This window comes from Virgisporangium aurantiacum (assembly GCF_016863635.1).
GTDB classification, from domain to species: Bacteria; Actinomycetota; Actinomycetes; order Mycobacteriales; family Micromonosporaceae; genus Virgisporangium; species Virgisporangium aurantiacum.
Map to the genome: position 1 here is coordinate 1 of NZ_BOPG01000130.1, position 26,517 is coordinate 26,517.

The following is a 26,517-nucleotide window of genomic DNA, read 5'->3' on the forward strand; positions in this document are numbered from 1 at the left end:
TGACCGGACGTCGGTGAGCGTCGTCCGCCGTCACTTTTGGTGACGAGAGGATCGCGGCATGAGCTGATGTGTTTCGCGTCGGTCAATAGGTGCTGTGGTGGGCAAACTGCCCTTATGGCCCACGCCGGCACCAGTCATGGGTCTAGCCGCCCATCCAGCTTTGATAGATCGAACTCATACTCGTAGTGTCGCGGATGGAACCGCTGCCGGATCCACGCCACCGGCCGCTCCTCGACTGTGAACGTGCCTGCCTGCCTGCCTGCCTGCACCTTTGAATTCATCGGCAGCCATGCCCGCACACTTGAGAGATGTTCATGGGCTTGGACGCCGTGCCGGATCTGGAACCGCCTCAGGTGGCGGCCCGCCAGGTGGCTCCATCTGATGCATCGCCGCACGTGACCGGACCTCGCCCGTGAGGCCGCGCATATAGCCGACGTTGCGCGGGATGTTCCACCACAGCCCTGTCCGGCTATTGAGCAGTCGCTTCATGATGTGCTGCGGGCGGTAGAACTGGGTTTTCGCCCACTCGTAGCCCGCGAGTAGCTCGTCGGGCGCCATGAGCAGCGGCCGGTGCACGACGTGCGTCTTGCCGTTGTAGTGCCGCCAGTCGTGGTCGACGATCCGGCCCTCGGCCTGCAGCCGGGTGTAAGCGGGTGTGCCAGGGTAGGGCACCATCAGGCTGATCGTCGCGTTGTCCAGGCCGATCTCACCCATGACGTCCACGGTCCGGGCGAAGATGTCCTTGGGGTCATTGTCGAACCCGAACATGATGCCCGCCTGGACGGCGATGCCGTGAGCATGGAAGCGCTTCAGAAGGAGCTTGTATTCGCTCACCCGGTTGTGGGCCTTGCGCGCACCGGCGAGGCTCTCCTGGCTGACGCTCTCCAGGCCGAGGAAAAGCGCTTTGCACCCGCTCTCGGCGGCGAGTCGCAGAAACTCGTCATCTCTGACCGAGGCCATGGTCGTCTGGCTGGTCCACCACTTGTTGAGAGGTGTCAGCGCCCGGAAGAGCGCCTTGGCGTACCGGGGATTCGCGCCGATGTTGTCGTCCCAGAAGACGATGCCCCTGTCAGGGATGGCGGCGACCTCCTCCGCCACTTCCCCGACCGGCCGGAAACGCATCTGGCGGGCATCGGGGTAGAGCACCGGAATTGTGCAGTAGTCGCATTGGTGCGGGCACCCGCGAGTCGCGATAATTGCCCCGCTGGTCGCCCACCGCCTGTTCCAGCCGCCATGGCGGATCAGATCCCGCCGGGCCGGCGGTAAGCCAACGAGGCTGGCAGGCTGCGGACACCGGTAGATCCTGGCGCCATTCGGCAGGACTTCGACGTTCGCGCTGGTCGCCTCGTCGATGACGTGCCGGCCGACGGTATATCTTGCCTCCTGCTCGATGTCGTGCAGAACACGCGGCCACACCGTCTCAGCCTCGCCGACCACCACGATGTCGGCAAACTTCGCGACTTCGAGAGGCATCAGCGTTGCATGCGGACCGCCCATCGCCACCATGACGCCGTTCGCGCGGAAAGCGTCGGCCAGCTCGTAGGCGTGCGGCGCGCCAGGCGTGGCAGCGGTGATACCCACCAGGTCGTAGCGTCGGCCGGTGTCGACCGTGTGGGTGATCTCGTCGGTGTGGGTCACCGTCCAGCTCTCGGGCGTGAGAGCGGCGAGCAGCGGCATGGTCAGCTGCGGGAAGCGGATGAGCTCGCGGGCCCGGGCATGGAGAGTGAGCGGGTCCTCCGCTGTGACTAGATGGACGTGCATGTCCCTCCTCGATCGGCATCTGGGCACGTGCGGCGTCTGGACGGAGTCCATCCACCGTGATCATGTTGGTCATGGTGGGGTGAGGCGTCAACGCCCGTCCTGAGTACCCAAGCCATGCGCCGACACGCTGCCCGAACGGCGAGCCGCACGTAAGGCGCAGCCGTCGCAGCGCATCCCGGTCGAGCACACCATCGCCAAACTCAAGTGGTGGCACCTAAGGTCCCAGCTGGAGGTAGTTGTGCCCCAGTTCGCACCCCAGGTGCCACTCGGTCACGAGCGACCGACGCCGTGACGATGAGGGTCGACAGGCGTCCGCGACTGCCGATCGAGCTCACGGCGATGCTCGACGAACCAAACCCGATCCATGCGCGCGACGACGAGTGCCTACCGCACAGGGCGCGGCAGATCCGCGTAGCGCGCGCAGCGCGGCCATGAGCGGAAGCTGGTCGAGTGGTTGCTACGGCCGGTTCAGGTGAGGAAGCGTCTCGTGTACCTGGGGTGGCCGTCGGTTGTCCAGCCAGAATCCGTACACACGGAGATCCGCCTCGAGTCCGTTGCCCAGGTAATGGGCGAATTCGCGTAGCCCAACGGCGTTGTCCCGCTCGTCAGCCCGTTCGCTGGTGGACCACTGACGCTGCACGCCGTCGATCCAGGCGGACAGCCTGCCGCGGTCGGCCCACCACTCAACGACGAGTTCGAGCGTCCAGTGATCGTCACCGTCGGCGGCGTAGGCGCCGAACGGGTCGTTCAATGCGGCCGTCAGCAGGAGGTGAACCTCGCTGGCATTCTTGGGCTGCCGGTACACGATCTCGCTGCCAAACTCGTCTTCGTAGACGACATGACGGGGTGCAACCTCGCGGCCCGTCCAGCAGGAATCGGTCTGAGCGCCGTAGAACGGACCCGGCACGTTGCGCCAATCGCGATCTGCCCAACGGCCACGGAGATACGCCTCCGGCGGCCCGAGTAATCGTCGTTCCTCGGGACAGTTCGCGACTTGCAGGCCGGCGGAATCGACGACGACCGGCATTGGATCCCAGTACACGACCCACACTTTAGCCACCTGGCCTGCACTTGCAGGGCGTTCGCGCATCGGCACGAGCGGGCACCGCGCGGCCGGTCGCGATCACCGGCGCGGCGACCCATACGGGGCATGAGCGGACGCCGATGCGATGTTCCTCGATCGGTCTGGGAGATCGGTCTGGGTATGGCCGGCTGGTCTGGGTGTGGTGTGCGGCTCGATCGCGGGCGATGGTTTGATCGTGCTCTGCCATGGTGTTGTGCCGTCGAGCCGCGGCTGGATCGTGGCGGAGGATGGTGACAAGGATTCTGGAGGAGCGGTGATGCGGCGATTCGAGGGCAAGGTCGCGATCGTCACGGCGGCCGCGCAGGGCATCGGGCAGGCTGTTGTCCGGCGGATCGTCGCGGAGGGCGGTGCGGTGGTCGTCACGGACCTGCGGGAGGACGCGGCCCTGGCCGCCGCCGCGGATCTCGGTGCGCAGCACGCACTCGGGGTCAAGGTCGATGTCACCTCGCGCACCGACGTCGACGCCGCGGTCGCCGCAGCGATCGGGCGGTTCGGCCGGCTCGATCTGGTGGTGAACAACGCGGGCGGATGCATCGTCACCTCGATGCCCGAGGACACCTCGGCCGAGGACTGGCACCGCCAGCTCGATCTCACCCTGGTCGGCGCCGCACGCTGCATCCAGGCGGCTATCCCGCACCTGGTGAAGACCCGCGGCAACGTCGTCACGATCAGCTCGGTGAACGGCATCGCGGCCTTCGGCAACGTGGAGTACGCCGCGGCGAAAGCAGGCCAGATCGCGATGTCGCAGAACTACGCCGCCCGGTACGGTCCGCTCGGCGTGCGCTTCAACGTGGTCGCCCCCGGCACCGTCCGGACACCGAACTGGGACTCCCAGCCGGGCGCGCTCGAGACGCTCACGGCGATGTACCCACTCGGCCGCGTCGGCGAGCCGGAGGACATCGCGGCAGCGGTCGCCTTCCTCGGCTCCGACGACGCCGCCTGGATCACCGGGCACACCCTGCCTGTAGAAGGCGGCGTACTGACCGGCCCCAACCCGATCGACCTAAGCCCACCAGACACCCTCCACACCGCCTCGCAGTAACCGCGCCAATCCGCCCATCCAAAACCGGGCATCAACAACGGTGTACGCGGCATAAGCGTGAACGTGATCAAGGCTGTTCCGGCTCTCGGGCTACGCGCGCGGATGCCGAGGTCACGGTCTTGCGGTCTGCCGTTGCCCAATGGTGATGCCGGCGGCAGGTTGCCTGGGTCGTTGGTGCGAGGCCGTTGCGGTCACAGGCCGCGTGGTGGGCCGTTGATTTCCCTCGCCAACGGGGTGTCAAAGCCCGTCCTGGCGGCCCCGGCCGCATAGCGCAGTCCTCCGCGACTCCAAGGGGATTGACACCCACACAACATTTATGATCATGAACTGCCCGTCTCTGCGCCGCCCCCCTCGGCGAGATCACCAAGGGTCAGTGGATTACCAACCGGGCGGGTTCCCGACTCGATCCAGGCGACCAGGTGCGGAGCCGCCTCCGTCAAGGAGGTAACGACTACGTCGGCCGCGACGAGATCGTCAGTGTCGTGGGAGGTGGTCAGGGCGAGCACCGCCATTCCTGCCGAGCGGGCGGCGTGCACCCCGGCGGGGGCGTCCTCCACGACGAGGCACTGCGCTGCCGACACGCCGAGCAGGTCAGCGGCGAGCAGGAAGCCCTCCGGGTCCGGCTTGCCCCGGCCGACCGCGTGCCCGTCGACGAGGACGGAAGGAACGGGGAGCCCGCCCGCACGAAGGCGGGTGCGCACCGTGGCCGCATCGCCGGAGGTGACGATCGCCCACCGCGAAGGCGGCAGCTGGGCCAGCAGCGCGGCAGCGTCAGGGAAGACCGGGAAGGCGTCGCCGATCTCCTGCACGTACTCGCGGAGGCGGGCGTACTCCACCTCGGCGTCCAGATGTGCGGCCACGTCGGTAATCGTCTCCACGGGCCGGCGCCCGTGGGTGGCTGCCAGGACCGTGTCGGCGTCCAAGGCATGGAGCAGCGCCCAGCGGTACCACACGTCGCGGTACGCACCGTGGGAATCCACCAGAACACCGTCGGCATCGAAGATCACAGCTCGTCCGGACGGGGCGACAGCGTCGAGCATGGCCCCATTGTGTCCGATCGTCAGAGAGCTGCAGCTACCGCTGCACGCGCTGGCTGGGCCACGCGCGCCACCGTGCGGCCGCGTTCGAACTCCACCCGTGGACCATCGGTTTCGCCGACCTCCCCGATACCTCGATCGGACGTACTCAATCCGGCTCCTTGTCCGCGAGCCGGCACCGGGACGCAGTCACGATCCGTGACGAGCGACCGGCGGCATCAGCGCACGCCCGATCTGGGGTTCGCTCCAGCGGCAACCCTTCACCGGAGGCCGACCCCGCCACTGCGGTCAACGCCGACGACGAGCTGTCCGCCGACCCTCGGCCGCGCGTCGCCGATGTTAGGTTCGCCGGCATGACGGTGCAGATCACGGCCGGACAGTTCCATGCGGCCGACGGCGTGGAGGATTGGCGCTGCCTCTACCACCTCGTCTCGGCCTACTTCCCGACCGGCTCGCTGGCCCGGGGCATCGCGCTGGTCGATGAGATCGGCCGACTCGCCGACGACGCCCAGCAGCAGTACCTCAACGTCGATCTGGGCCACACCGGCGTCACCGTGTTCCTGACGATGCGCGATGTCGCGTTGGCCCGGCGTATCTCGGCCGCCGCCCGGGATCTGGGCATCCCCGCCGACCCCACCGCCGTGCAGGTGATCAACGTCACCCTCGACGCCCTCATCGGCGCGGACGTACTGCCGTTCTGGCAGGCGCTGCTCGGCTACCGCCAGATCGGTGAGGACTACCTGGCCGACCCGGCACGCCGAGGTCTCGGGCGCGGACTGCAGCCCATGGACACACCACGTCCGCACCGCAACCGCATGCACCTCGATGTCGCCGTCCCACATGACCAGGCCGAGGCCCGCATCGCCGCCGCCCTGGCCGCCGGTGGCCACCTGGTCTCCGATGTAAACGCGCCCGCGTGGTGGGTACTGGCCGACGCCGAGGGCAACGAGGCATGCGTCGCCACCTGGGTCGGCCGACAATAGAGATCCTCCTCGACCGCGGCCACCGCCCAGACAACGCCCAGTACCGATCGTCGCGGTCGCCCGTCGCGGAACTGTCCGTGCTCGCGTCCGTGGCTTCGAGCCTCGTGGCGAGCGGATCGCGGCAGAAGTGCTCACCTGATCAAGGCTGTCCGGGTTCGATTGTCGGCGTGGATTCGTGCGAATCGGTCGGTGTGCCAGTCGCTTGCGTCCATTGCGAGCCGAAGGAGCAGCGAGTCGCCGAATCGGTCGAGGCGCTGTGCCAGTTCGGTGTGTGGGAGGGTGCCCAGCCCGGGGGTGTATTCATCGAGGGCGGCTCTACGGCGACCGGCGTCCTCGGGTGAACAGGTGATGAGACGTTCGACGACGTCGTCTGGGTGGCCCCGGACACGACCGGAACCGACCGACCGGTGCGGTATGACGTCCCTTGCCAGGGCATGGGCCGCGACGATGTGCCGCCGCAGGAGCAGTGCTCCCCATGCCTCCCGCGGTCGCCAGCCAGGCGCTGCCAACGCGCCGCGCACCGCGTTATGTATGGCGATGTGGTCCGGATGTCCGGTCAGTCCGACGTGGTCTACGGTCAGCAGCACCGTCGGCTCGACACGGTCGATGCAATCTCGTACCGCTGCGGCCAGCACCCTGGGCTCCTCGTCGGCCAGCGTTTGCGCACCGCCGCACCCTGTGTCGATCCATCGACCGGCTTCGGCGAGGTAGTCCCAGTCCGCGATGCCCAGCAGGCGGCAGGACCGGGTCAGTTGCGCGGCCCGCGCGTTCCGGGCCCGTGCGGGGTCGCCCGCGTGAGCGGGTAAGCCGCCCTCACCACCGGTACCCACGCGGAGGAGGATCTGGTAGCCCTGCTCGGCCAGCGCGATGGTTGCCGCCGCCGTCGCGAACACCTCGTCGTCCGGATGCGCATGGATCACCAGGACACGGTCCGGCACGGAGCCGTTGCGGAGGCTGGGCGCATTCATGGCGCCCAGTGTGAATCGACGCCGCACGTCCGGCCACAGCGCGCCCCGCGGCGGTGTGAATGGCCTGTCTAGGCTGTGACGGTGCTCCTCGATGACGTGCTCACGCCGATCAACGGAGTCATCTTCGACTTCCACGCCACGCTCGTCGATCGCGGCGACCCGGACCGTTGGATCGCCGCAGCGTTTCGCCATCTGGCCGATGTAGGGAGCGCGACGCCCGAGCTGAGCGATACCGAGTTCGGCGCCCTGTGCACGCACCTGGACCACCTGTGGCAGCACGCCCACTCGATCGACCCGACAAGTGAACGCGATCTCAGCCAGGCCCGTCATCAGGACGTCTTCGCCAGAACGGTCGCCATGATCCCCGGCATCAAACCCGACCTGATCGCCGCTCTGTACACCGTGCTGCCCGACCAGTGGGTCACCTTCGATGACACGCTTCCGGTCCTGCGGGAACTGAGGTCGCGCGGTGTCAGGGTCGTCGTGCTGTCCAATATCGGGATCGACATCCGGAACTATCTCGACCGGGTCGGCGTCGGTGAGCTGCTCGACGGCGTAGTGCTGTCCTACGAGGTCGGCCTGGTAAAGCCCGACCCGGCGATCTTCGCGCACGCGCTGGAGTTGCTCGACGTTCCGGGTAGCCAGACTCTGATGGTCGGAGACAGCCCCAGGGACGACGTCGGCGGAGTCAGCCTCAACATCCGGACCTTGATCCTGCCCCCGATGCAAGGGCCGGTGCATGGACTGGACGCGGTTCTGCGACTGGTCGGCACGACCACGCCCCGGAGGTGACCTCCGGCCCTGCCGCGTCCCGACAGATGCGGGCGCGACATCAAAGATTGACGTTCCCCCTTGCGACGGATCGATCATCCGATTCATGATCTGGTGCACGCTCATCAGGCACGACCGGACGCCGAGCGACAGCCGATGCCGTCACGCCTTGTGACGAGCGGTCAGCGGCAAATCCGTGCACCGGACCTTGACTCAGGTGCTGGGGAAGGGCGGGCGTCGCGGCTCGTGACGAGGGTGCGGCCAGGTACGGTCGTGCGCCTGCGGCAGCGACCGGATTACGGTGATGGAATGCGGACCCCGGACAGGATGATCGAGGTCGGAGCGTGGCTGCTGGAGAACGGTCATCGTGCGCTTCTGACGGTGACCGGCGGTCGGTTCCCCACCACTGTGGCGGGAATGCAGCCGGTCGAGCTGCACACGATCGGCCGAAAGTCCGGCCTGCGCCGCTCGACGATGCTGACCGCGCCGATCTGCGAGGATGGGCGGGTCGTCCTCGTCGCGTCCAAGGGCGGGCACCGCGAGCATCCACAGTGGTACAAGAACCTCGCGGCGAACCCCGAGGTCGAGGTGACCGTCAACGGCAGTACCTGGGTGATGCGCGCCCGCACCGCCGCGCCGGAGGAGAAGTCTGCGCTGTGGCCGACCCTCGTGGCGCGGTATCGCGGCTACGCCGCCTACCAGCGCAACACCGATCGCGACATCCCGGTGGTGATCTGCGAGCCGGCCCGATGAGCGTGGACCCCGTTGCCGGCGGGCCTGCCGGGGCGTGCGGATCGCAGCCGTACGTGGCGAGCGGTCAGCGGCAGAACAGTGCGCCTATTGGGGCGCTACATGTAACTACTGCTGACAACTAGGGTTCAGTGCTGGAAACGACGGCCGGCAGCTTGAGGATGCTGGCAGCGGCCCGAGCACCGAGTGGACCTAATGTTCGGACGTGGCGTCACCGTGCCGACGCCAACCGCGTCGGTGGATCGAGGCTAAGCCACTCCGCCTCGTCGACGTTGAGGTTCAGCACCCTTCGCTGTGCGAGGATCTCAACGATTGGCTCGGCGGCCCCGCCATTTGCGTTCCAACCCCGTACGACGGGGCCGGTGGTGGAGGTGGCGTCTGCCATGGCGCCCGAGGGATTGGAGAGCGACCATGAACGTCACCGTTGTTGGTTCTGGCAACGGAGGCATGGCTGTCGCCTTCGACTGGGCCCAGCATGGCCACCGGATCTCGCTGTACTCCCGAGCCTCACACGCTCACGAAAACATTGAGGCAGTTCGGGCGAAGGGCGGTATCAACAGCCAGGGACGGCTGGAGGGCTTCGCCCCGGTTGCGTACGCCGGTACGGACATCGCAGCCGCCATGGAGGGCGCCGAGATCGTCTTCGTGGTTGGGCCGGCGTTCGCCACCGAGCCCTTCGGTCACGACCTCGCACCTCACCTGCGTACCGGGATGAGGGTGGTGATCTGTCCCGGCTCCTGCGGCGGCGCGCTCGCCTTCAAGCGAGCCGCGGGTTTGGCGGTGCACGACGACAGCATCCTTGTCGGGGAGACCAGCACCCTCCCGTACGCGTGCCGGGCCGACGGCGACGGCAACGTCCACGTATTCCACAGGTTCGACACGGGTCTCTTCGCCTCGGCCGTTCCTCGGTCCGGCAACGGCAAGCTGCTGGAGATCCTCAGGCAGGTCTATCCCTCGACCATCGAGGCGGCCACGGTCTTCCAGACGTCTTTGCAGAACGGCAACCCTGTCATCCACCCCGCGGTGACGCTTATGAACGCCGCCCTGCTGGAGCGGACCGGGGGCGACTTCCTCTTCTACGAGGAGGGTGTCACCGAAGCTGCGGGCCGTCTGATGGAGGCTGTCGACTCCGAGCGTCTCGCCATCGCGGCGGCGCTCGGCGTGACGATCCTGTCCGAGCCGGATATCGGTGTGCAGCAGGGCTACATGACTGAGAGTAACTACACGACCGGGTACTCCCGCGCGCCCGGCTTCCGCGGCATCAAGGCACCGACCCGCATCGACTCGCGGTACCTCACCGAGGACGTCGGCTACAGCCTGGTCTTCTTCACCGACCTGGCACGCCGACTCGCGGTGCCAACCCCGACGATGGACGCGATCATCGAGATCACCTCTGTCGTCCTCGCGCGCGACCTGCGTGCGGAAGGTGCCCGCACGATGAGTTCTTTGGGACTCGACGCCCTGACGGCCGAGCAGCTACTGAGCCTTTGAGGACAGGCACCAAGCTTGTCGTTCAACCTCTCCGGCCGAGCTCCAGTGTCGCCGGGCAGCGAACCCACTACGCCATCAAGGTAACTACGATGAGTGACGGCTGGCGTGCCGGCCGCAGCAAGCTACGCGACCAAACGCGCGTTGTATGCGGCATGTGCGTAAACGTGATCAAGGTTGTCGGGAGCGTCGCCGGTGCACCCCCGAGCACCTGCGATGACATCCAGACACGGAATCGGCACGCCGCTGTGCGTGTGTGGATCCGGCCTACCGGCCTTCGGTGCAGGCCTTGATCGCCTGGCTGACGTCGGGTCGCTCGCCGAGACGTTGCTCGACCAATCGCAGCGCGGGTAGCAGCCGTGGGTTGGCGAGGGCTATGGCCGCGTCGAGGCCGTAGGCGATGATGCGGTGTGAGTCCGGGTGTTGCAGGCGTTCGATCAGCGGCGCGACCGCGCGTTCGTCGCCGAGCCTGGCCAGACCGACCAGCGCCTCCCCGGCCGCGCTGTCATCGGGATCGCGCACCCGCCGCAGCATGGCATCGCGGACCTCCGCGCTATCGACCTCCAGCTCCCGTAGCCCGAACAGGGCGTAGTCACGAACCGCGCCGTCCTCGTCACCGGTCAGCTCGATCAGCGCGTCAACCACCTGTGCCTCGTTGTCCTGGGTACTGCACCGCCGCAGGGAGCAGGCGACGAAGAACCGGATCGACGGATCTTCGTGACGCCGCCATCCCAGCAGAGGCTCAACGGCCCGCGGGTCGCGCCGGTAACCGAACGCCCGTGCCACCTCGATGAGAACGTCGGTGTCCGGCTCCGTCGCGGCGAGTGCGAGCAGCACCTCCATCGACTCCCCGACGAACGCGGGCAGGGCAGCGGCGGGGTCATCGAGATCGCGTAACTCGCCGAGCACCCGAACACCGAGCCGACGCTCGTCGGCGTCGGCCGACCGGCACAGCTCACACGCCCGATCGAGCACCTCGCGCGTGGGACGGAACTGCAGCGCGACCAACGCTCCTGTCGCCGACCGGAGCTCCTCATCGGAAAGGTCGAACTCCGCCAGCGCGACCCGGACCAACTCATCGACCCCGCGCGGATCCCCAGCCCTCTCCCGCCAGGTCGCCACCACGGCACCCTATCCGTCCGACCAACCGCCGGCCCCTCAATAAACCGCGCTGGACATACGCACTGAACCCCGTCGCGCGTCCCGATCGACGGAGTACCGACGAGGTCAGAAGCGACTGAACCCGGCACGACCAAACGCGGGACTGCAGACATCTGACCCGGCCGCACGCGCCCGAGAGTAACGGGCGCAACGAACGGACGACCGACCGATCGGCGGCATGTGCGTAAACCTGATCAGGGCTGCTTGGCGAACTTAGTCCTGGGCCGGTTGGTCGCTGGCGAGGAGGCGTTCCAGCCAGTTGTGGCGCGCCGCGACGGCGGCCTGGCTGATCCGAGCCTCGGGGGCTTCCCGGTCGAAGGCATGGATTCCGCCTGGCCACACGTGCAACTCGGCCTTACCACCGGCCTGCCAGATCCGGCTGGCATAGTCGACGACCTCGTCGCGCAGGCACTCGGCGGAGCCGACGTCGAGAAACGCGGGCGGCAGGCCGGTCAGGTCGGTGGCGCGGGCGGGTGCGGCGTACTGCGGCACGTCCGGTCCACCGTGGACATCGCGGAGCAGCGCACCCCAGCCGAACAGGTTGTGGCTGCGGTTCCAGAATTCGACTCCATCCATCTGCATGGCCGAGACGCTGTCGTTGCGGTCATCGAGCATAGGGGCCATCAGCAGCTGGCCGAGCAGGCGGGGACCGCCCTTGTCGCGCACGGTCAGGGCGAGCGCGGCGCTGAGGCCGCCGCCGGCGCTGTAGCCCGCGACAACGATGCGGTCGGGGTTGATGCCGAGTTCGTCCGCGTGGTCGGCGGCCCACAACAGGCCGGCATAGGCATCGTTGATCTGGGCAGGGTAGGGGTGCTCAGGCGCCAGCCGGTAGCCGACCGAGATAAGCGTGGCCCCGAACCGCTCGGCCGCATCGAGCAGCTGGTCGAGCCCGAGGCGGTGATCGTTGCAGAAGAAGCCGCCGCCATGCATGAAGTAGAGCACCGGCCGCGATGCGGGTGCCCCGGCGGGCGTGCAGATCAGCAGCGGGATCTCGGCGGCGCCGGCCAGGCCGGGCGCCGAGGGTTGGGAGACGGTGAAGCGCCCGCCGTAGCTGAGGTCCCCGAGCTTCGCCACCGCGGCGTCGACCTCCGCACGGATTTCCGCGAGCAGCTCCAGGTTCATCCGCTTCAGCTCCGGCTCCTCCACCAGAAAGTCGTCGTAGACGACCTGAAGCTCGGCGTCGAGTGGAACCGGCACGGCGGGTACGAACGTCCCCGTTTCAAGATTCACGCGCGCACGGTAACGCCCCCGCTACCTCCACACCAGCCGATTTTCGATACCGCGCCGACCGCGCGGCGATGCCGGGCGGATCAGCCACGCGGGTCAGACGAGGACCTGCTCAATCTCGACAAGATCCTCAAGCGTCGGCGGCGGAGGGCGGTGTTAAATCCGCACGGCCGCGCTCCTCGCGGCAGATCCGTAAACCGTGATCTCGGTCAATGATGGTGGAGGAATGATGATCCAAGGATGCGCCAGAAGCGGAGGGGGGTTGAGCAAGATTCGCCACGGGTATCGACTATCGAAAGGTTCCGGATGTGGCGGTGCCTGGTGTTCTCAGAGCGCCCACAGAGTGATGGCTGGATACTCGGCGTAGCGCCCACGTTGGTCAGATGGGACAAATCCGATTTCTCCCGGTCAGACGCGCTCGGCCGCGTTCGTCGCCGAGGTCGGCGCGGCTGTGGCCGAGCGACTGTCCTCGATCCCGGATCCGCTCGCGTTGCGCTTGGACATCGGGCTGCCCGCAGAACGGGCCGCTGCTCACGCATAACGATCTCGACAACTACCTGTTCCGCTGATCCCGAAGCTGACCGCAGCCACCACAGGAAGGTCAGGGAGACGACGTCGTCGGCGGCTGACCAGGAGCCCGTCAGCCGGAACCGCGTGGTTGTACACCGAACGGGAGTGGTCGACGAACAGTTCCCGGAAGACCGCCGGATCCCCGGCGTGCACACGCTACCGCTCAGGAGGACGCATGCCTCTCTCCACACCCGGAACTGTCCGCACCGACGACCGGGTTCCCCTGACGCGGGCCACAGGAACTTAGGATCTCTTCGACGCGGGTCGCGTTCGGGGAATGGATGCGGCGGTAGATGGCCAGAGCGTCGCGCAGGTGCCGGGTGCCGGCGTCGAACCGGCCCGTGTGGATCAGGTAGGTCCCGATGCCTTCGACGGCGTTGGCCTCGAGGCTGGTGGAGCCGATCCTTCGGGCGATGCCGAGGGCAGCGGTGAACGTCCGGTGGGCCGCTGCCGATGCGGCGGTGTCGAGGTGGAGTCGACCCAGGTGGTTGAGGACTTCGGCCTCGCCGTCGAGGTTGCCGACGTGGCGGAAGATGGTCAGGGCCGAGTCGAGAGCCGCCGCAGCGGCCCGGTGGTCGCCTCGGGCGTGCTGCACGGCGCCGAGGATCGCCGCGGCTTCGGCTTCACCGTGCCGTACCGCACTTCGTCGGCAGAGCGCGTAGGCCCGCTCCGCGACGGCCAGCGCCGCCGGGTAGTCACCGGCCGCGTGGTGCGCGCGGGCCAGCACCTCCAGCGCGGTGGCCTGGCCGTGCGGGTCGCGCAACTCCTCGTAGAGGGCGAGGGCCAGTTCCGCGGCTTCCGCCGCCCGTGCACAGTCACCGGTCGCCCGCCGCACGCGGGCGAGGATGGTCAGCGCGTGGGCCTCGCCGGGCCGGTTGCCGATCTGCCGGTGCAGGCGGCGGGCGTGCTCGGCGTTGGCGGCGGAGGCGGAGAAGTCGACGGTCATGTACTGCGCCCAGGCAAGGGTGCCGAGGGCGACGGCCTGCCCCCGTCGGTCGCCGAGCTGTCGGTAGAGGGTGTCGGCCAGCCCGATGTTGGCGACAGCGGCCGGAAAGGCGCTAGTCGCGATCTGCGACGTGGCGATGAGGTACAGATCGGCGGCCTGGCCGTGCCGGTCACCGAGGTCCTGGTGGAGAGCGTAGGCCCGCTCGGCGGTGGCGATCGCGGCTGGAACGTCGCCGGCCGCCTTTCGAGCGCGGGCGAGGACGTTCAGCGCGGCGGCCTGGCCGCGTCGGTCACCAAGCTGCTCGTGGATGGTGTGGGCCCGCTCGGCGGTGGCGGTCGCGGCGGGGTCGGAGACCTGGCGCTGCACGTCGGCCAGATTGGTCAGGGCATGGGCCTCGGCGGACCGGTCGCCGACGCGTCGGGCGGAGATGACGGCGGTGTGATGCAGCCGGATGGCGACGTCCCACGGCCCGCGGTTGCGCAGGTAGCCCTTCAGGGCGGCGGGAATGGCGATCGCAGCAGGGTGATCGCGGTCGGCGGCGTGGAGGACGGCGGCGGCTAGGTTGGCGTGCTCGACGGTGAACCAGTCGGCCGCGTCCTGCACGTCGGCGACGGCGTCCGATCCGTCGGCGGCGGTGGTTGCCGCGTGCTGGTAGTAGGACAGCAGCCGGTCCACGGCCGCGTCACGGTCGGGGTCGGTGGCGGCGTGGACGCGGGCGTGCTCGGCGACGAGTTCGTGGAAGCAGTACCGGCCACGGCGGGGCTCGGTGAGCAGGTTGGATTCGAGCAGCTCCTCCAGCCCACGGCGGGCCTGTGCCGCCGTGGTGTCGTCAAGTGCGGCGGCGGCGTGGGCGTCGAGGTCGGGTCCGGGGTGCAGGGCCAGGCGGCGGAACAGCCGGCGCCGGTCCGCGGGCAGGCCGTGGTAGGACAGGTCGAACGCGGCGGCCACGGCCAGCTGGCCGGAGACGAGCGCTCCCAGCCGGTCGTGGGCCCGGTCGAGGTCGGCGGCGAGGTCGGCCACGGTCCAGGTGGGGTGGGTGTGCAGCCGGGCGGCGGTCAGGGCGACGGCCAGGGGCAGGTTGCCGCACAGGTCGACGATCCGTCGCACCGCCGCGGCGTCGTGCTCTGCGCGGGGACCGGCCCGGTGGGTGAACAGCCGCGCCGCGTCGGCCGCGGGAAGGGTGTTCAGCGTCGTCAGCGTGGCGCCCGGCAGCGTAGCCAGTTTTCGCCGGCTGGTGACCAACACCAGCGAACCAGGCGCCGACGGCAGCAGCGGGCTGACGTGGGCGGCGTCGGCGGCGTCGTCGAGGACGAGCAGGATCCGCCGGCCGGCCGTGCGCTCTCGCCACAGACCGGCCCGGCCGTCCAGGCCGAGCGGGACCTGTGCGGCGGCGACTCCGTCGGCCTCGAGTAGGACGGCCAGCGCCTCGGCCGGGCCGACGGTCGCTCGGGCCGGGGAATGTGCCCGGAGATCGACGAACTGCTGCCCGTCCGGGAAGTGGGCGGCGAGGTGGTGGGCGGCGTGTATCGCGAAGGTGGTCTTGCCGACCCCGGCCATCCCGTCCACCGCGTGGATCACCACAGTCCGCGCCCCGCCCGCCGCCGCGAGGAGGCGCCGTAGCTCGTCGTGGCGGCCGACGAACCCGGCCGCCGCCGCGGGTAGGGTCCGCATCGCCTTCGGCGGCCGACCCGACCCGGTCACGGCCGCGTCGCCGCGCAGGATCGTCCGGTGGACGGCTTCCACGGACGCGCTGGGTTCGGCGCCGAGCTCGTCGGCGAGCCGCTCCCGCAGGGCGGCGTACTGGCTCAGGGCGGTGGCCGAACGGCCGGCCGCGTGCAGTGCCCGCAACAGCACGGCCACGAGCGGCTCCAGCAACGGGTGTTCGGCTGCCAGATCGGTCAACGGCCCGACGGTGACCTCGGCGTTGCCGATGCTCAGTTCGTTGTCGGCCCACGCGATCGTCGCGTCCAGCCGTTCCCGGACCCAGGCCTGACGGGTACGCACCACCCACTCACCGGTCAGGCCGGCCATCGGCTCGCCGCGCCACAACCGCAGGGCGTCACGTAAGTCCCCAGCGCCACCCCCGTTGGCGACCAGCCGGCGGAACCGGTGCAGGTCCACGCGATCGGGATCGACGTCCAGCAGGTACCCGCCGGACCGGTACACCAGCGGCGCGCTACCTTCCAACAGCCCGCGGATCCGGCTCAGGTGCGCATGCAGCGCCCGACGGGCACCCTGCGGCGGCGCTTCGGCCCACACCCGGTCGATCAACGCCTCCGACGAGACCAGGCGTCCCGCGTCGGCCAGCAGCGCCGCGAGCACCACCCGCTGCCGCGGCCGGCCCGCGTCGACCAGGCGCCCGTCCGCCGACAACTCGACCGGCCCGAGCACTCGAAACTCCAACGCGCCCCCTAACACGTATGGATCGACCGCTCACCGTATCGAACGACAACAATGCGGCAACACCCCGACCAACAGTCCGCCGCCACCCTGCCGTAAGGGATGGGCCGCGTCCGCGGCCACCGTTGCGAAGGAGTTGGGATGAGAAGCATGATCGTGCGGCGCCTGGGTCCGGCCCTCGCCGCTTTCGCGGTCGCTGTGGTGGCCGCGCCTCTGCCGGCTGCCGCCGGCACGGGCACCGGCACCGGCGGCGGCAGCCAGGTGCGGGCGGCGTTGGTCCGCGGCGACACGCCGGCCGCGCGGCAGGTCCTTCAAGGATTGGATGCGATGCAACGGGCGCTGCCCGGATACCGCACGCCCGCAGGCCTGTCGGGGCAGGCTCTGGCCGATCACCTGACGTCGACCTCCGCCGCTGTCCGCAAGGCGGTCGCGGCGCAACCGGCCGGGGCCCGGCTTGCTGCCGGCGGCTTCTTCTGCCTCGGCGACCCGACCTGGTTTTACATCCGGTCCGACCAGGGCGGCGGCTATATGCGGACCGTCAGCGGCGGATACGTCAACGCCACCGGAGGCACCGGGGGGACTTCGCAGGTCCTGATCTGCACGCACACGGACTGGAACCCGACGCATTGGGTCTTCTTTTTCAACGGCACTAAGGGCTACATGCAGCCGAGGTCCGACGGCCGCATCGACGCCAACAACAATGGACAGTTCACCCTGACCCAGTTGTTCACGTGGGGCACGTGGGACGGTGCGTACTGGATCAACTCGTACGGCCGGAACGCCTACGTCGCGGCGTCGCTCAACGCGTCCGACAAGCCCGTGTGGGCGACGTCGGCGAACTACCTGGGCTGGGAGAGGTGGCAGATCCACAGCTGAGACGGACGGTGGCGCGGCCCGGCCGGGCCGCGCCACCGCATACCTGTCCGGTGGGAACCAGGCTCCGATCGAGGTCGGCTGGCGGGGAGGAACTCGCGGAGTACGTCCTGGTGGGTCTGGCTGTCGGCGGCAAGGCGGCGGATCACGTCGGCGACTGCGACGCCGCGGACGCCGGCGAGGGTGATCCGACCGTAGTCCTTGGTAGTGATGCAGCGGACCACGCGGCGCGTGCCTGGCCGCACAGTCCTGCCCGATCCCCGCCGCGCGAGCTCCGCCTCGTCCGCGACGACGACCTCCAGCATGGCCTGGTACTGCCGGTCCAACGGTATGGTCATCACCACGCCGGGGTGGTCAAGGGTGATTTCGAATTCCTCGAAGAGGTGGCGGCGCCGCTTGAGCACGTCGGCGACCGACCGGTACCTGCGCTTCCTCGAACAGTTCGACCCGACCATCGGCGTCGCGGTGCCCAGCCGGCGTCGCCTGCTCTTCCAACACGGCCGCCACGACCCGGTAGTGCACCGCGAAGAAGACTGAAACTGTACGAGGCGGCGGTCGACCCCAAGGACTGGCGCGAATACGACTGCGGCCACGACCCCGACGGCGACCCACAGGCGATCGCCCACCGAGCCGAACTGTTCTCCACCGACCCGGCCGCTTGAGACCCTCAGCCGGTTAACCACCATGAACCAGCTGCACCATCCATCCCGACCACTCAGGCGATGACCCAGTACAAGATCACGTGCGCTGTCATCGGCTACCGACTACCTGGCCTTCGGATCTCCCATCACGGTCGGTGACGATCGACCAGCGGCAAATGAGGGCACCACGGATCTCCATCACGGCTGCGTACCAAGTCGACGGACTCGTGCTGCAGGCGTGCTCACCCGCGTGCAGATTCAACGCTGTGCTGGCGGGATCTTCGCACGTGCGGCATGGTCGGGCCGGTCACGCCATCCACACCACGATCGGCTCGTGGTCGGCCGCTGCGGCGCAGAACAGGGTCACGAGTTGCCCGTAGCTCTCCTCCAGATATGACAGCGCCCAGTCCTGGCTCCAGACCCCCGGATAGACATCGGCTGCGGTCATCTCCGCCGCGGCATAGTGCACTGCGAGGGAGGCGAACGGGGTGGCCGCAAGGAATCGCGCCGCCTGGGCCACGTCGGCGGCGGTAAGCAGCCGGGGCGGGTCGTAGCCCCACTTGTCGTCGGTCATGGGTTCGCCACCGCCGATGACGTCGACCGGCGGGTCCACCTCGGCCAGCAACCACTGCAGACCGGCCCACGCCTTGTCGGTATCGATACCTCGGGAGGACACGGCCTCGTCCTCGTCACCCATACCCAGATCACCGGCGTACTCGTATGCGTTGTCCGGCTCTTCAGCGAGTAGCCGGCGAAGCTCAGCGAGTTCGTGTGGTCGCAACCTCACGTACTCCATGATCATGCTCATGACCTGAGATTCTGCACCGCATGCCAGCGAGAACCTGCCAGAACAGCTGGCACCGCAGCGCTGGACGGCCGCAGCGCGGCTGAGCGTGCGTGACAACGAGATGCCGGGAGTGCCCGGCTGGGCTCCGCCGTAGCTGGGACGATGACGACGTGACGTATCCGGATGCCTCCGAGCCGGCCCGGGTTGGTTCGTACCCTGCGGTAGCGGCCGCTGGCGGCGGATATGTATGGGATGCGGTACTGGAGTACCGGGTATGGTTCAGCCCGGCCCGCGGGGCGGATGATCTGGCCGGCGGCGGCGACTATTACTTCGCGTTCGTCACATTTGCCGACGCTCAGGCCGCCTCGCGTGAGCGTCCGGGAGCCGATCAGCCTCTCGCGCTGGTCCTGCAACGGGAGTACATCGAGGAGACCGAGCCCGGCTGCTACCGGCACGTCCGGGAGCAACGGGTGACGGAGTGGCCGGTCGAGTTCCTCGCCCGACCCAAACACGACAGCCGCACAATCCCAGACTTCCTGGCGCCTGACGCACCAGCGAATCGCCTCGAGATCCTGCGTGGCCAATCACCCCGGACGACCTAACTAAAGGCCGAGCTCGACAGTGAAGGCCGCGCACCGCGCCGAGCAGCAGCCACCCATGGACGGCGGCATGAGAGTGAACGTGATCAAGCTGTGCCGTGGTCGAGTCCGGATTGGCGGCACCGAGGCAGAAGCGGGCGCGGCCCCGATGCGGTCAAGAGGGGAACCTGTCCGAGGCCGACCCGACGATCTACAGCATCCCGGTTTGTCTTCTTCGCGAGATGCCGGGCCTCCAGTGGCGTCGACCGGTTCAGCAGGAAGTTCCATCTGACCGTTTCGTCGGGGTCGGTGCTGAGAATTGTCAGTGCGTCGGGCGGCGTGTTGGGGTTGCGGGCGGTCCACAGACGGACCGGTCGGATGACGTCGTGGGCCAGCTCGCGTAGCCGGTCGTGGGTGGTCTTCGGGTCCCAGGCTTCAAGAACGCGTAGGTAGCCGAGCCAGCGCTCATGCGCGGTTCGGATCTCTCGCCCTGCCACGCCACCATGATCACCAATTCCGAGGGCACGGGCATCCCCGAAACGGCCACCGGCACCAAGAAACGCTCCTACGCCGCCCGCAGCAGGTCCCCATGTCCACACGCTCGGCGGCATGAGCGGAAAGGTGATGAAGCGAGCGCGGCCATAATGAACACATGCGGATGACGGGGGTCGGGAAAGTCGCCGTCGGTGGCGTGCTGCTCAGCGTGCTCGGTGGCTGCGGTGACGGCGGGCCGACCGACACCGCCGCTCGTGATGTGCTGCTCAGCTTCGTCGATCACCTACGTGCCGGAGCGACGGACGCCGCCTATGGCGAACTGTGCAGCGGGACTCGGGACCGATTCGACGCGGCTGCCTTCACCGCGTACGTCTCCCGACAGAAGAAGATTCAAGACCTGGAACTCGCCAGCAAGGTCAACGCGCCCGAGACGCCCGTGGTCGGTCCGACCTTCGCCGAGCGGTTCGTGTTCAACCTGCACCTAAACTTTACCGACGGCACAGGAGAGACCCGCTACATCCCAGTCGTCCAGGACACGGACGGCACCTGGCGAGTCTGCGGCGACCCCTACTAGAGTCAGCAAACCCCGGCCAGCGGCATGCCGCCGGACCGCCCTCGCACGTGCCGCCCCTTACCCCGGGCGACACGAGTGCCGATCTCAGCTTCTCTGCCGCCCACCGCGTTGCCGTCCGACGATCCTTGTGCGCGCTCATCGGCCAGATCTGCGCGTCTGGCGTTCGTCATGACCGAGCCTCGGTCGACGTGACCCGCGGTCAGATGGGCTGCGATAGGAGTCCGCGGCCTGACGAACCGCACGCTCGATCTGTCAACGGCGAGACGTCGACGGCTCACGTCCCATCGTCACGTAGCTCTACCGGATCGAGACGAGATGTCGATAAATGGCAAGGTCACTGCCGGTCGGGCCGCCCTCTGGCATCGGGTCCCACGGCTCGTGTCGAGTGCCGGTACGGTCGACCGCGTGGAGTTGCGCGACCGCTGGTACGCCGCCCGGTCACGCCTCAGCGGCGGATCGCCATCCGAGAGGCGATCCTGCGAATCGAGAAGCTCGTCGAGCGCGGCGACGACGCGACCGCCGCGATCGAGACGCTCAACGCGACCACCGGTCATCGCTTCCGCCTCGACGACTTCCGCGACCACTGCGGGGCACCCGACCGGGAGGAGCTGATCGAGCGGGCGACTGCGCCGCCGCCGGTCCGACTGCCCGACATCACCCGGGACGAGCTGGTCGAACTCGTGCGTCACATCCTCGCCGACCCGACCGACGACTGGTACATCGAGGCGTTCGAGCGCAACACCGTGCGGCCCGGCGCGAGCGACCTCATCTTCCACCCGCCACCCGAACTGCGGGACGCGACCGCAGAACAGATCGTCGACGCCGCCCTGGCCTACCGCCCGATCGCACTGTGACCCCGGTAGGACACGAACAGGTCGCCGCCACGCCGCACGAGGGCTGACCGTCTGCGATCACCAACCGCGGCAATCAGGAAGTCATGATCAAATTCTGTCAGTCGGTGAGTGCTCGCATGAGGCGGTCATATTCGGCCGCCATGGCCGGCGCGGCGAGAAAGTCGGCCGGGTCAGCGTCTTCCACCTGGAAGTCGACCAACTCGATGGATCGGATGGCGAGTTCGTACAGCGCGTTGCGCTCGCCGGTCTCGCGGAAGGTCGCCCAATGGTCGAGGGCATCCAGGACCATGACGAGCAGGCCATCCATGTCACCATCGGTCAGTACGCCCGCGTCGATCTGCGCCAGATAACGACGGAGGTCGGCCGGACCCGCAGTGAGGACTGCCGGCACGAGTCGTTGAGCGCCTGCCACGCATTGCTGTCCAACTCATGCCTGGACACCGAGGTGAGCAGTTCATTGTCTCGGGTGAGCCGTACAACGGTGTCGGCTCCGAAAGTGCTGAGCCTCTTCCAGTCGGCGGCGTTGACCGCATCAAGGATGGCGGCCTCGACTGCCTTGTACTCCACCGGCGCAGCCTACAGATCCTCCCTTCAGCGCCGGGACAATGACGAGTCGGCGAGGTACCCCCGAACGAATCTCGGCCGATCAGCGTGGCCGCGCTGTCTGCGGCAAATGAGGACGCGCCAAAATCATTAGGCTAGAGCTCGGTGACACAAGTGAATCCGGGCCTTCAAGGTAGTTAAGGGCCGGCCAAAGGACAGTGCCGCGGGTGACAGCCTTCAGGACGAGATCGTCGGCTTCGCCGAACTGTTCGCGGCCAAGAAACCTCATCTACGCCGGGATGGCCAAAGATCGCTAAACCAGATCGAGGCCATGGCCACCGACGCCACCCCTACCTCGGCCTAACACCATGCCAGCTTCGTCAGCATTCTTGTTCGGCGAGTTCGGCCACGGGCCTGCTGCGCCGCAGCGCAATCCCCGCAGCACGAAGTCGTGCACAGGTCCGGCTCCGCCATGGTCACCAGGGCGCTCCATCAGGGCACGTGACTCTCAAGGTCCCAGATTCGCATCTCGCCGCCGGCATCTCCCGTAATCACGGTAGGCCGTTGACCCACAGTGGAGCACTCGAGCGAAAGGATCGGGGACTTGTGTCCGGTGAGGCTGGCAACTCGGCCATGCGTCCGAAGGTTCCAAACTCTGACGACGTGATCACCGCTCGCAGTCACCGCCACCGGTTCACCTCTAACGACACTGCAGCCAACCGCTTGGACGCCAGGGGAATGGCCTTCGAGAGAGAATTCCCGCGTGCGGGTCAATGCGTTCCACACCTCGGCCTGCTGCCCTGCCAGGACGATAACCGATCGGCCCTCCCGCTCGCCTAGTGCGACGTCGGATGAAGATGCTGCCGGCCCTCTCCAGGTCCCGAGGCGGCCGAGTCGAGTGAACCTTTCCAAGTCCCAGACCTGTGCTCGGCCGAATTGCATGGATAGTACCGCGATGGAGCGTCCCGCTACTCGCCCGCAGGCGATCGCTGTCGGCGCTGGCCAACTGCTTCGCGCGAAGAGCGACTTGTGTAGTTTCATTGTGGTTAGATCCCACAGGCGAACCCGGCTGACCTCGGATGGAGGGTGATGTAGGCCGCCCGGATTGGACGAGCGTTCACATGTCAACAGCATCGGCTGGCTGTGTAGTTCGACAGCGTCGAGGCAGGTAACCTCGGCATCGAAGAACCGAGCTAGGCGGTTGCTGCGGACATCACCTACGACTGAGCGGCTTTCCAGATCCAACATGAGCACGTCATCGCCACCGGTGACGACAACCGGCCTGCCGTTCACTATCGCGCAGGCGATAGCCGGAACTCCGTAGTCGGTTCGCTTGTGTAGCGTGCCCAGCGCGGTATTCGTGTATAGATCCCACATGTCGACGGCTCCGGCCGAGTTGGAAGTGACCAGCACCGGGCGGCCACTTACATCCGCTACAGCTAGCCCCCAGACAGCGGTTCCCACGGGCCCGCGCAACACCCCTGAGCGGCCGGAGATGCGACGTGGTCCCAACCCGCACTTCTCCACGAGGTCCGCGATGAAAGCTGGACCCGGATACGACTCCCCATCCAGTAGGTTGAGATACTGGATGTCCTTCACACGGTTCAAGATTTGGTCACCGCGTAAGAGGATCGGCAGAACCGGCTTACCTAATTCGCGCGCTCGCTTCAGTTCCTTATCGACCCATTCCGATTGCGCCGCGTCAGGCGTCATTATCACGATGACCGCCGCGCAAGTGTCGAGAAGATTGTCGATGGCTTCAGCCCAGAGTGCGCCGGTGCGCGTACTTCGGTCGGTTTCGACCCTCAATGCAAAGCGGCGGAGCTCTTCATGATCGTTCAGATAGGCCGCAAGGAGATTTACGTAGGCCTTGTCCCGCCGGCAATAGCTGATGAATACATGACCTGCCACGGAATGCGAGACTACATGTGACCGGGCGAGGGCACTCGGGCTATGCCGGTCGGGTTGTCCGCCGGTGTGCGCAGGTCAGGCCCGCCGTCGTATAAGTGGAGCAGGGCCCAGTCCAGGCGGCTGTCCAGGGCTGCGGCGACGACCGCGATGCTGACACTGCATTCACCGTCGATCACAAGCGGCGTTCGGTCGGCTGCGAAGACGGCGCCAACGTGCTGCCGAGCGACACCTCGATGTTGCGGGTCAGATCGTGGGGACGGCGTTGCTGCGGATGCGCCCGCCAGCGGGCGACCGGGCGGTCACCGAAGTCGACCACGTCGTCCCCGGCCTCGCGCAGCAGTTCCACCGGACCGGCCGAGCGCAGCACCTGCGGCGCCTTTCTTGTCCGGCCCAGTGTCACAGATCCCACCTCGTTCACGGCCGTCGTCGACGTTCGACAGCGGGCAGCGGCGTGGCCAAGACCCAAATGGCGGGAGGCTGTCGCACCGCCGTAGCGCCACCGCAGGAACTTTCGGTACGCGAGGCGCGGCAGAAGCGGACGCGACTTCCGGCTCAAGCGACGTCCGGCGTTGCCGATCTAGCCCGAACGGCCCCACTCCGGTGACGACCTGGTCGGCTCCTGCGACGCCTCACGGGGCGCCGGTTGCATATCGCCCCGACCACACGCGATGTAGAGCAACCTCGCCAATCCGGCAACTGACCCGTGTGAGTACAGAGGTCCCGCTGCGTCGTCGGAGCGTCGACGTCAAGCTGGCGGCCGTCTGCTACTGCGGGGTGCCCCGAATCGACGCAAACTGCTCGACACTCTGGCCGTAGGGAACTGCTTCGATGATGATCGCGTACCTCAGTACGTTCACGGGCCGGCCGACATGAGGAGGCGGCATGGACCCCGAGAAGGCGCTGCTCAGACGGGGGTTGGGAGTCTTCGCTGTCTTGGCGTTGCTCATCCTCCCGACCTATGTCACGTACACGAAGCTCGGCCATGACGGTCCGCGCTCGATTGCCGATCAGGTTCGCCAGGGAGCGTCGATACCGGGGCAGAGCCCGCCGGTATCCGCGGCGGGCCCAACCGGCACGGCTACGCCACGAAGTTCAGCCGCCCTCCCCGCTCCGAAGGGTTTCACCACCCGGTCGCTGCGGAGTAGGACCGTCGAGCATATGGGTAGCGTCGTTGTCGACAGCGACGGTTGGACGCTCTACCGCTTCGACCGTGACGGTTCGAACCCACCGACGTCGAAGTGCCTTGACTCCGCCTGTTTGAAGGCGTGGCAACCAATCCTCGTGAACGGCGAGCTCGCCTTGTTCGGCATCGACCGGGCGAAGGTCGGTACCATCACCCGCCCCGACGGTGGCCAGCAGGTCACGTTGGGGGGATCTCCGCTGTACGGGTTCGTCCGTGATGGAGGGCCAGGCCGATGGAACGGCCAGGCGCTCACAAACACGTGGTGGGTTGTTCAGGCGAACGGGGAACGCAACTTGTCCGGACTTCCCCCCGGGGCCGTTCCGCCGTAGGGACCGACCAAGTGGCGGCTTTGGTCCGTCGCGGTAGCTGAGCAGTCACGGGTGGCGCGAGGTCGGCTCAACTCGCCGTAATGGCCAGGTGTGCGGATCCTGCCTCCGTCGTCATGCGTACAGGAAGAAGGAGCCGATACCGCCTGTGAGGCCGGGGGTTGAGATGGCAGCTACGCTACCTACCAGCGCGCAAGTCGGGAAACCGGACAACGTCAGTGTTTCGCCCATGCTCGCGGACGACGACGCTGAGCCTCCGCCTGCACACCCTCCGACGGACTGGCCAGAGCTTCCGCCCTCCCTGACGGACCTGCGCGTCACCGATACCCAATCCATGTCGGCGGCGGGAGACGAATCAAACCCGTCTGCAGAACGCCATGTGCGGCTGCCCGGCTACCTGGTACCCGTTGGCCAGGATTCCCCGGCAGAAGGCCTGCTGACCCATGATATGACGCCGGACGACATACCAGCAGGAGCCGACAAGATAGCAATACGCGCCGGCGACGACGGCGAAGCAGCGCAGGATCCGGTCAGCGCGTGGGCGTACCTGCCCACTGATCCGCAGCCGGTCGTTACCCCGCCGGCGGAAGCCTCGCCTCCGACCCGACGTCGCACGTTGCTCACAGCCATATTCATCGGCGTAGGCCTCATTGCGATAGTGGTCGTGGCGGCGTCCTCGCTTCTCCCGATGCTGCGGTCTCCTCAGGACAAAGGAACGGGAGCGAACGGGCCTGCTGGACCGGAGGGCGTTGCTGGGCCGGCAATCAGCTCCCCCTACGCGGTTTCCGGGCCGGTGGGCGACATCCGCACCGCCGAATTCCAACTGGTCGCGGGCGTCACAGCGGTGCTCGTGCGTACCACCGACATCGGTGGTGACCTGTACCGGGTCGCTACTCCCGAAGGGTCGGGATTCGCGCCACGCGTCGATCAGGAAGGTGCTCAGGTACGTCTGCGGCTCGCCAGGCTCTACGACACCGACAGCAGCGACCAGGTGACCGTCGAACTGAACCCGCGCGTGCAGTGGCGGATCAACCTCCTCGCCGGCTCAGAGTCGGCCACCGTCGACATGCGGGCGGCGGACCTCGCTGGAGTCGACTTCGTTGGTGGCGTCGGCAGCATCGAGATGTGGCTCCCGGTGCCGCACGGAGACGTCGCGGTACGAATGTCCGGTGGGGTACGGGACTTCATCATCCACGCACCTGGCAACATCCCTGTCCAGGCCACACTCGTCCGCGGCGCGGGAGCCGTCACGGTGGACGAGGCCACGCGCTCAGGTGTCGCAGCCGGCACACGGGTCACCCAGGACGGATGGAACGATTCCCAAGACCGCTACGACATCGACGCCGTCGCCGGGCTCGGCGTTCTGACCGTTGACCGCTACTGAGCACCTTTCGAGCTCAGAGGGCAGTTCGGAAGTCGTGGGCGCGACCGCGCCGCAGGAGCCGATCCCGGACCGCCTGGCGGCCACCGGGAGCAAAGGTTTACCACCGGCCTCAACTACATCCTGGACAGCGTTGCGCCCAAGGCCCGGTAGGTCAGATCATCCGAAGCGGCATCCGCTCAT

At 67.6% G+C, this 26,517-nt stretch carries 26 protein-coding genes; 12 read left to right on the forward strand and 14 right to left on the reverse strand.

The features are described from left to right. Positions 1–312 precede the first annotated feature (312 nt). Together Vau01_RS61380 and Vau01_RS61385 are read right to left on the reverse strand one after the other, a co-directional pair. Positions 313–1,761, reverse strand: coding sequence for a B12-binding domain-containing radical SAM protein (locus tag Vau01_RS61380; protein ID WP_204014292.1), 1,449 nt, complete (start codon positions 1,759–1,761; stop codon positions 313–315). Positions 1,762–2,218: 457 nt separating this feature from the next. Further along, positions 2,219–2,803, reverse strand: coding sequence for a ferredoxin (locus Vau01_RS61385; protein ID WP_204014295.1), 585 nt, complete (start codon positions 2,801–2,803; stop codon positions 2,219–2,221). Positions 2,804–2,930: 127 nt separating this feature from the next. Here Vau01_RS61385 and Vau01_RS61390 point away from each other — a divergent pair, with 127 nt between their 5' ends. Then, a complete protein-coding gene (locus tag Vau01_RS61390) occupies positions 2,931–3,887 on the forward strand; it encodes an SDR family NAD(P)-dependent oxidoreductase (RefSeq protein ID WP_204014298.1) in 957 nt (318 codons plus the stop codon). Positions 3,888–4,207: 320 nt separating this feature from the next. Here Vau01_RS61390 and Vau01_RS61395 read toward each other — a convergent pair whose 3' ends face one another. Then, positions 4,208–4,927 (reverse strand): HAD-IA family hydrolase, encoded by a 720-nt coding sequence (locus tag Vau01_RS61395; protein WP_204014301.1) that lies wholly within the window; start codon positions 4,925–4,927, stop codon positions 4,208–4,210. A 350-nt stretch (positions 4,928–5,277) separates the two neighbouring features. Here Vau01_RS61395 and Vau01_RS61400 point away from each other — a divergent pair, with 350 nt between their 5' ends. Further along, on the forward strand, positions 5,278–5,907 hold the full coding sequence (locus Vau01_RS61400; RefSeq protein ID WP_204014304.1) for a 4a-hydroxytetrahydrobiopterin dehydratase family protein: 630 nt from the start codon (positions 5,278–5,280) through the stop codon (positions 5,905–5,907). Between the two features lie 131 nt (positions 5,908–6,038). Here Vau01_RS61400 and Vau01_RS61405 read toward each other — a convergent pair whose 3' ends face one another. Next, positions 6,039–6,875 carry a PIG-L family deacetylase gene (locus Vau01_RS61405; protein ID WP_204014319.1) on the reverse strand — a complete coding sequence of 279 codons (837 nt, stop codon included), beginning with the start codon at positions 6,873–6,875 and terminating at the stop codon, positions 6,039–6,041. An 81-nt stretch (positions 6,876–6,956) separates the two neighbouring features. On the opposite strand from Vau01_RS61405, the gene Vau01_RS61410 reads away from it, so the two are divergent. The 3 genes from Vau01_RS61410 (at position 6,957) to Vau01_RS61420 (ending at position 9,887) form a co-directional block, all read left to right on the forward strand. Beyond that, entirely contained in the window at positions 6,957–7,667 is a 711-nt protein-coding gene (locus tag Vau01_RS61410; protein WP_204014322.1) for an HAD family hydrolase, read from the forward strand. Positions 7,668–7,955: 288 nt separating this feature from the next. Continuing rightward, positions 7,956–8,399, forward strand: coding sequence for a nitroreductase family deazaflavin-dependent oxidoreductase (locus Vau01_RS61415; protein ID WP_204014325.1), 444 nt, complete (start codon positions 7,956–7,958; stop codon positions 8,397–8,399). A 408-nt stretch (positions 8,400–8,807) separates the two neighbouring features. After that, positions 8,808–9,887: an NAD/NADP octopine/nopaline dehydrogenase family protein gene (locus tag Vau01_RS61420; RefSeq protein ID WP_204014343.1), complete on the forward strand. Its 1,080-nt coding sequence runs from the start codon at positions 8,808–8,810 to the stop codon at positions 9,885–9,887. Positions 9,888–10,151: 264 nt separating this feature from the next. Here Vau01_RS61420 and Vau01_RS61425 read toward each other — a convergent pair whose 3' ends face one another. The 3 genes from Vau01_RS61425 to Vau01_RS61435 all read right to left on the reverse strand — a co-directional run bounded on the left by Vau01_RS61425 (position 10,152) and on the right by Vau01_RS61435 (position 16,191). Further along, the gene (locus tag Vau01_RS61425; protein ID WP_204014345.1) at positions 10,152–11,006 is read right to left on the reverse strand and encodes a HEAT repeat domain-containing protein; all 855 of its coding nucleotides are present in this window, start codon (positions 11,004–11,006) and stop codon (positions 10,152–10,154) included. A gap of 252 nt (positions 11,007–11,258) precedes the next feature. Next, positions 11,259–12,275 (reverse strand): alpha/beta hydrolase, encoded by a 1,017-nt coding sequence (locus tag Vau01_RS61430; protein WP_239153094.1) that lies wholly within the window; start codon positions 12,273–12,275, stop codon positions 11,259–11,261. Positions 12,276–13,005: 730 nt separating this feature from the next. Further along, positions 13,006–16,191: an AfsR/SARP family transcriptional regulator gene (locus Vau01_RS61435; RefSeq protein ID WP_204014347.1), complete on the reverse strand. Its 3,186-nt coding sequence runs from the start codon at positions 16,189–16,191 to the stop codon at positions 13,006–13,008. 138 nt (positions 16,192–16,329) lie between these two features. Between Vau01_RS61435 and Vau01_RS61440 the strand changes: the two genes are divergently transcribed. After that, on the forward strand, positions 16,330–17,064 hold the full coding sequence (locus Vau01_RS61440; protein WP_204014350.1) for a hypothetical protein: 735 nt from the start codon (positions 16,330–16,332) through the stop codon (positions 17,062–17,064). On the opposite strand, the gene Vau01_RS61445 is transcribed toward Vau01_RS61440, so the two are convergent. Further along, positions 17,028–17,465, reverse strand: a complete 438-nt coding sequence (locus Vau01_RS61445) for a hypothetical protein (protein ID WP_204014353.1) — start codon at positions 17,463–17,465, stop codon at positions 17,028–17,030. The genes Vau01_RS61440 and Vau01_RS61445 overlap by 37 nt on opposite strands. Here Vau01_RS61445 and Vau01_RS61450 point away from each other — a divergent pair. Further along, on the forward strand, positions 17,458–17,598 hold the full coding sequence (locus Vau01_RS61450) for a hypothetical protein (protein WP_204014356.1): 141 nt from the start codon (positions 17,458–17,460) through the stop codon (positions 17,596–17,598). The two genes, Vau01_RS61445 and Vau01_RS61450, sit on opposite strands and share 8 nt — an antisense overlap. Positions 17,599–18,009: 411 nt before the next feature. On the opposite strand, the gene Vau01_RS61455 is transcribed toward Vau01_RS61450, so the two are convergent. Continuing rightward, positions 18,010–18,510 carry a YfbM family protein gene (locus Vau01_RS61455; protein WP_204014359.1) on the reverse strand — a complete coding sequence of 167 codons (501 nt, stop codon included), beginning with the start codon at positions 18,508–18,510 and terminating at the stop codon, positions 18,010–18,012. 149 nt (positions 18,511–18,659) lie between these two features. Here Vau01_RS61455 and Vau01_RS61460 point away from each other — a divergent pair, with 149 nt between their 5' ends. Then, positions 18,660–19,091 carry a hypothetical protein gene (locus Vau01_RS61460; protein ID WP_204014361.1) on the forward strand — a complete coding sequence of 144 codons (432 nt, stop codon included), beginning with the start codon at positions 18,660–18,662 and terminating at the stop codon, positions 19,089–19,091. 83 nt (positions 19,092–19,174) lie between these two features. Here Vau01_RS61460 and Vau01_RS65630 read toward each other — a convergent pair whose 3' ends face one another. Next, a complete protein-coding gene (locus tag Vau01_RS65630; RefSeq protein ID WP_204014364.1) occupies positions 19,175–19,678 on the reverse strand; it encodes a hypothetical protein in 504 nt (167 codons plus the stop codon). 41 nt (positions 19,679–19,719) lie between these two features. On the opposite strand from Vau01_RS65630, the gene Vau01_RS61470 reads away from it, so the two are divergent. Both Vau01_RS61470 and Vau01_RS61475 read left to right on the forward strand, forming a co-directional pair. Beyond that, positions 19,720–20,136, forward strand: a complete 417-nt coding sequence (locus tag Vau01_RS61470) for a hypothetical protein (protein ID WP_204014367.1) — start codon at positions 19,720–19,722, stop codon at positions 20,134–20,136. Between the two features lie 188 nt (positions 20,137–20,324). Beyond that, entirely contained in the window at positions 20,325–20,990 is a 666-nt protein-coding gene (locus Vau01_RS61475) for a bacteriocin immunity protein (protein ID WP_204014369.1), read from the forward strand. A 97-nt stretch (positions 20,991–21,087) separates the two neighbouring features. Here the strand turns inward: Vau01_RS61475 and Vau01_RS61480 are convergent, their stop codons facing one another. From Vau01_RS61480 to Vau01_RS61495, 4 genes are all read right to left on the reverse strand, one after another. Further along, entirely contained in the window at positions 21,088–21,297 is a 210-nt protein-coding gene (locus Vau01_RS61480; RefSeq protein ID WP_204014371.1) for a hypothetical protein, read from the reverse strand. 11 nt (positions 21,298–21,308) lie between these two features. Further along, on the reverse strand, positions 21,309–21,557 hold the full coding sequence (locus Vau01_RS61485) for a hypothetical protein (RefSeq protein ID WP_204014374.1): 249 nt from the start codon (positions 21,555–21,557) through the stop codon (positions 21,309–21,311). A 468-nt stretch (positions 21,558–22,025) separates the two neighbouring features. Next, positions 22,026–23,444 (reverse strand): toll/interleukin-1 receptor domain-containing protein, encoded by a 1,419-nt coding sequence (locus Vau01_RS61490; protein WP_204014377.1) that lies wholly within the window; start codon positions 23,442–23,444, stop codon positions 22,026–22,028. A 172-nt stretch (positions 23,445–23,616) separates the two neighbouring features. Next, positions 23,617–23,844: a hypothetical protein gene (locus Vau01_RS61495; RefSeq protein ID WP_204014380.1), complete on the reverse strand. Its 228-nt coding sequence runs from the start codon at positions 23,842–23,844 to the stop codon at positions 23,617–23,619. Between the two features lie 482 nt (positions 23,845–24,326). Here Vau01_RS61495 and Vau01_RS61500 point away from each other — a divergent pair, with 482 nt between their 5' ends. Continuing rightward, positions 24,327–24,956, forward strand: a complete 630-nt coding sequence (locus Vau01_RS61500; protein ID WP_204014382.1) for a hypothetical protein — start codon at positions 24,327–24,329, stop codon at positions 24,954–24,956. 226 nt (positions 24,957–25,182) lie between these two features. Next, positions 25,183–26,337 carry a hypothetical protein gene (locus Vau01_RS61505; protein ID WP_204014384.1) on the forward strand — a complete coding sequence of 385 codons (1,155 nt, stop codon included), beginning with the start codon at positions 25,183–25,185 and terminating at the stop codon, positions 26,335–26,337. Positions 26,338–26,517: the final 180 nt, after the last annotated feature.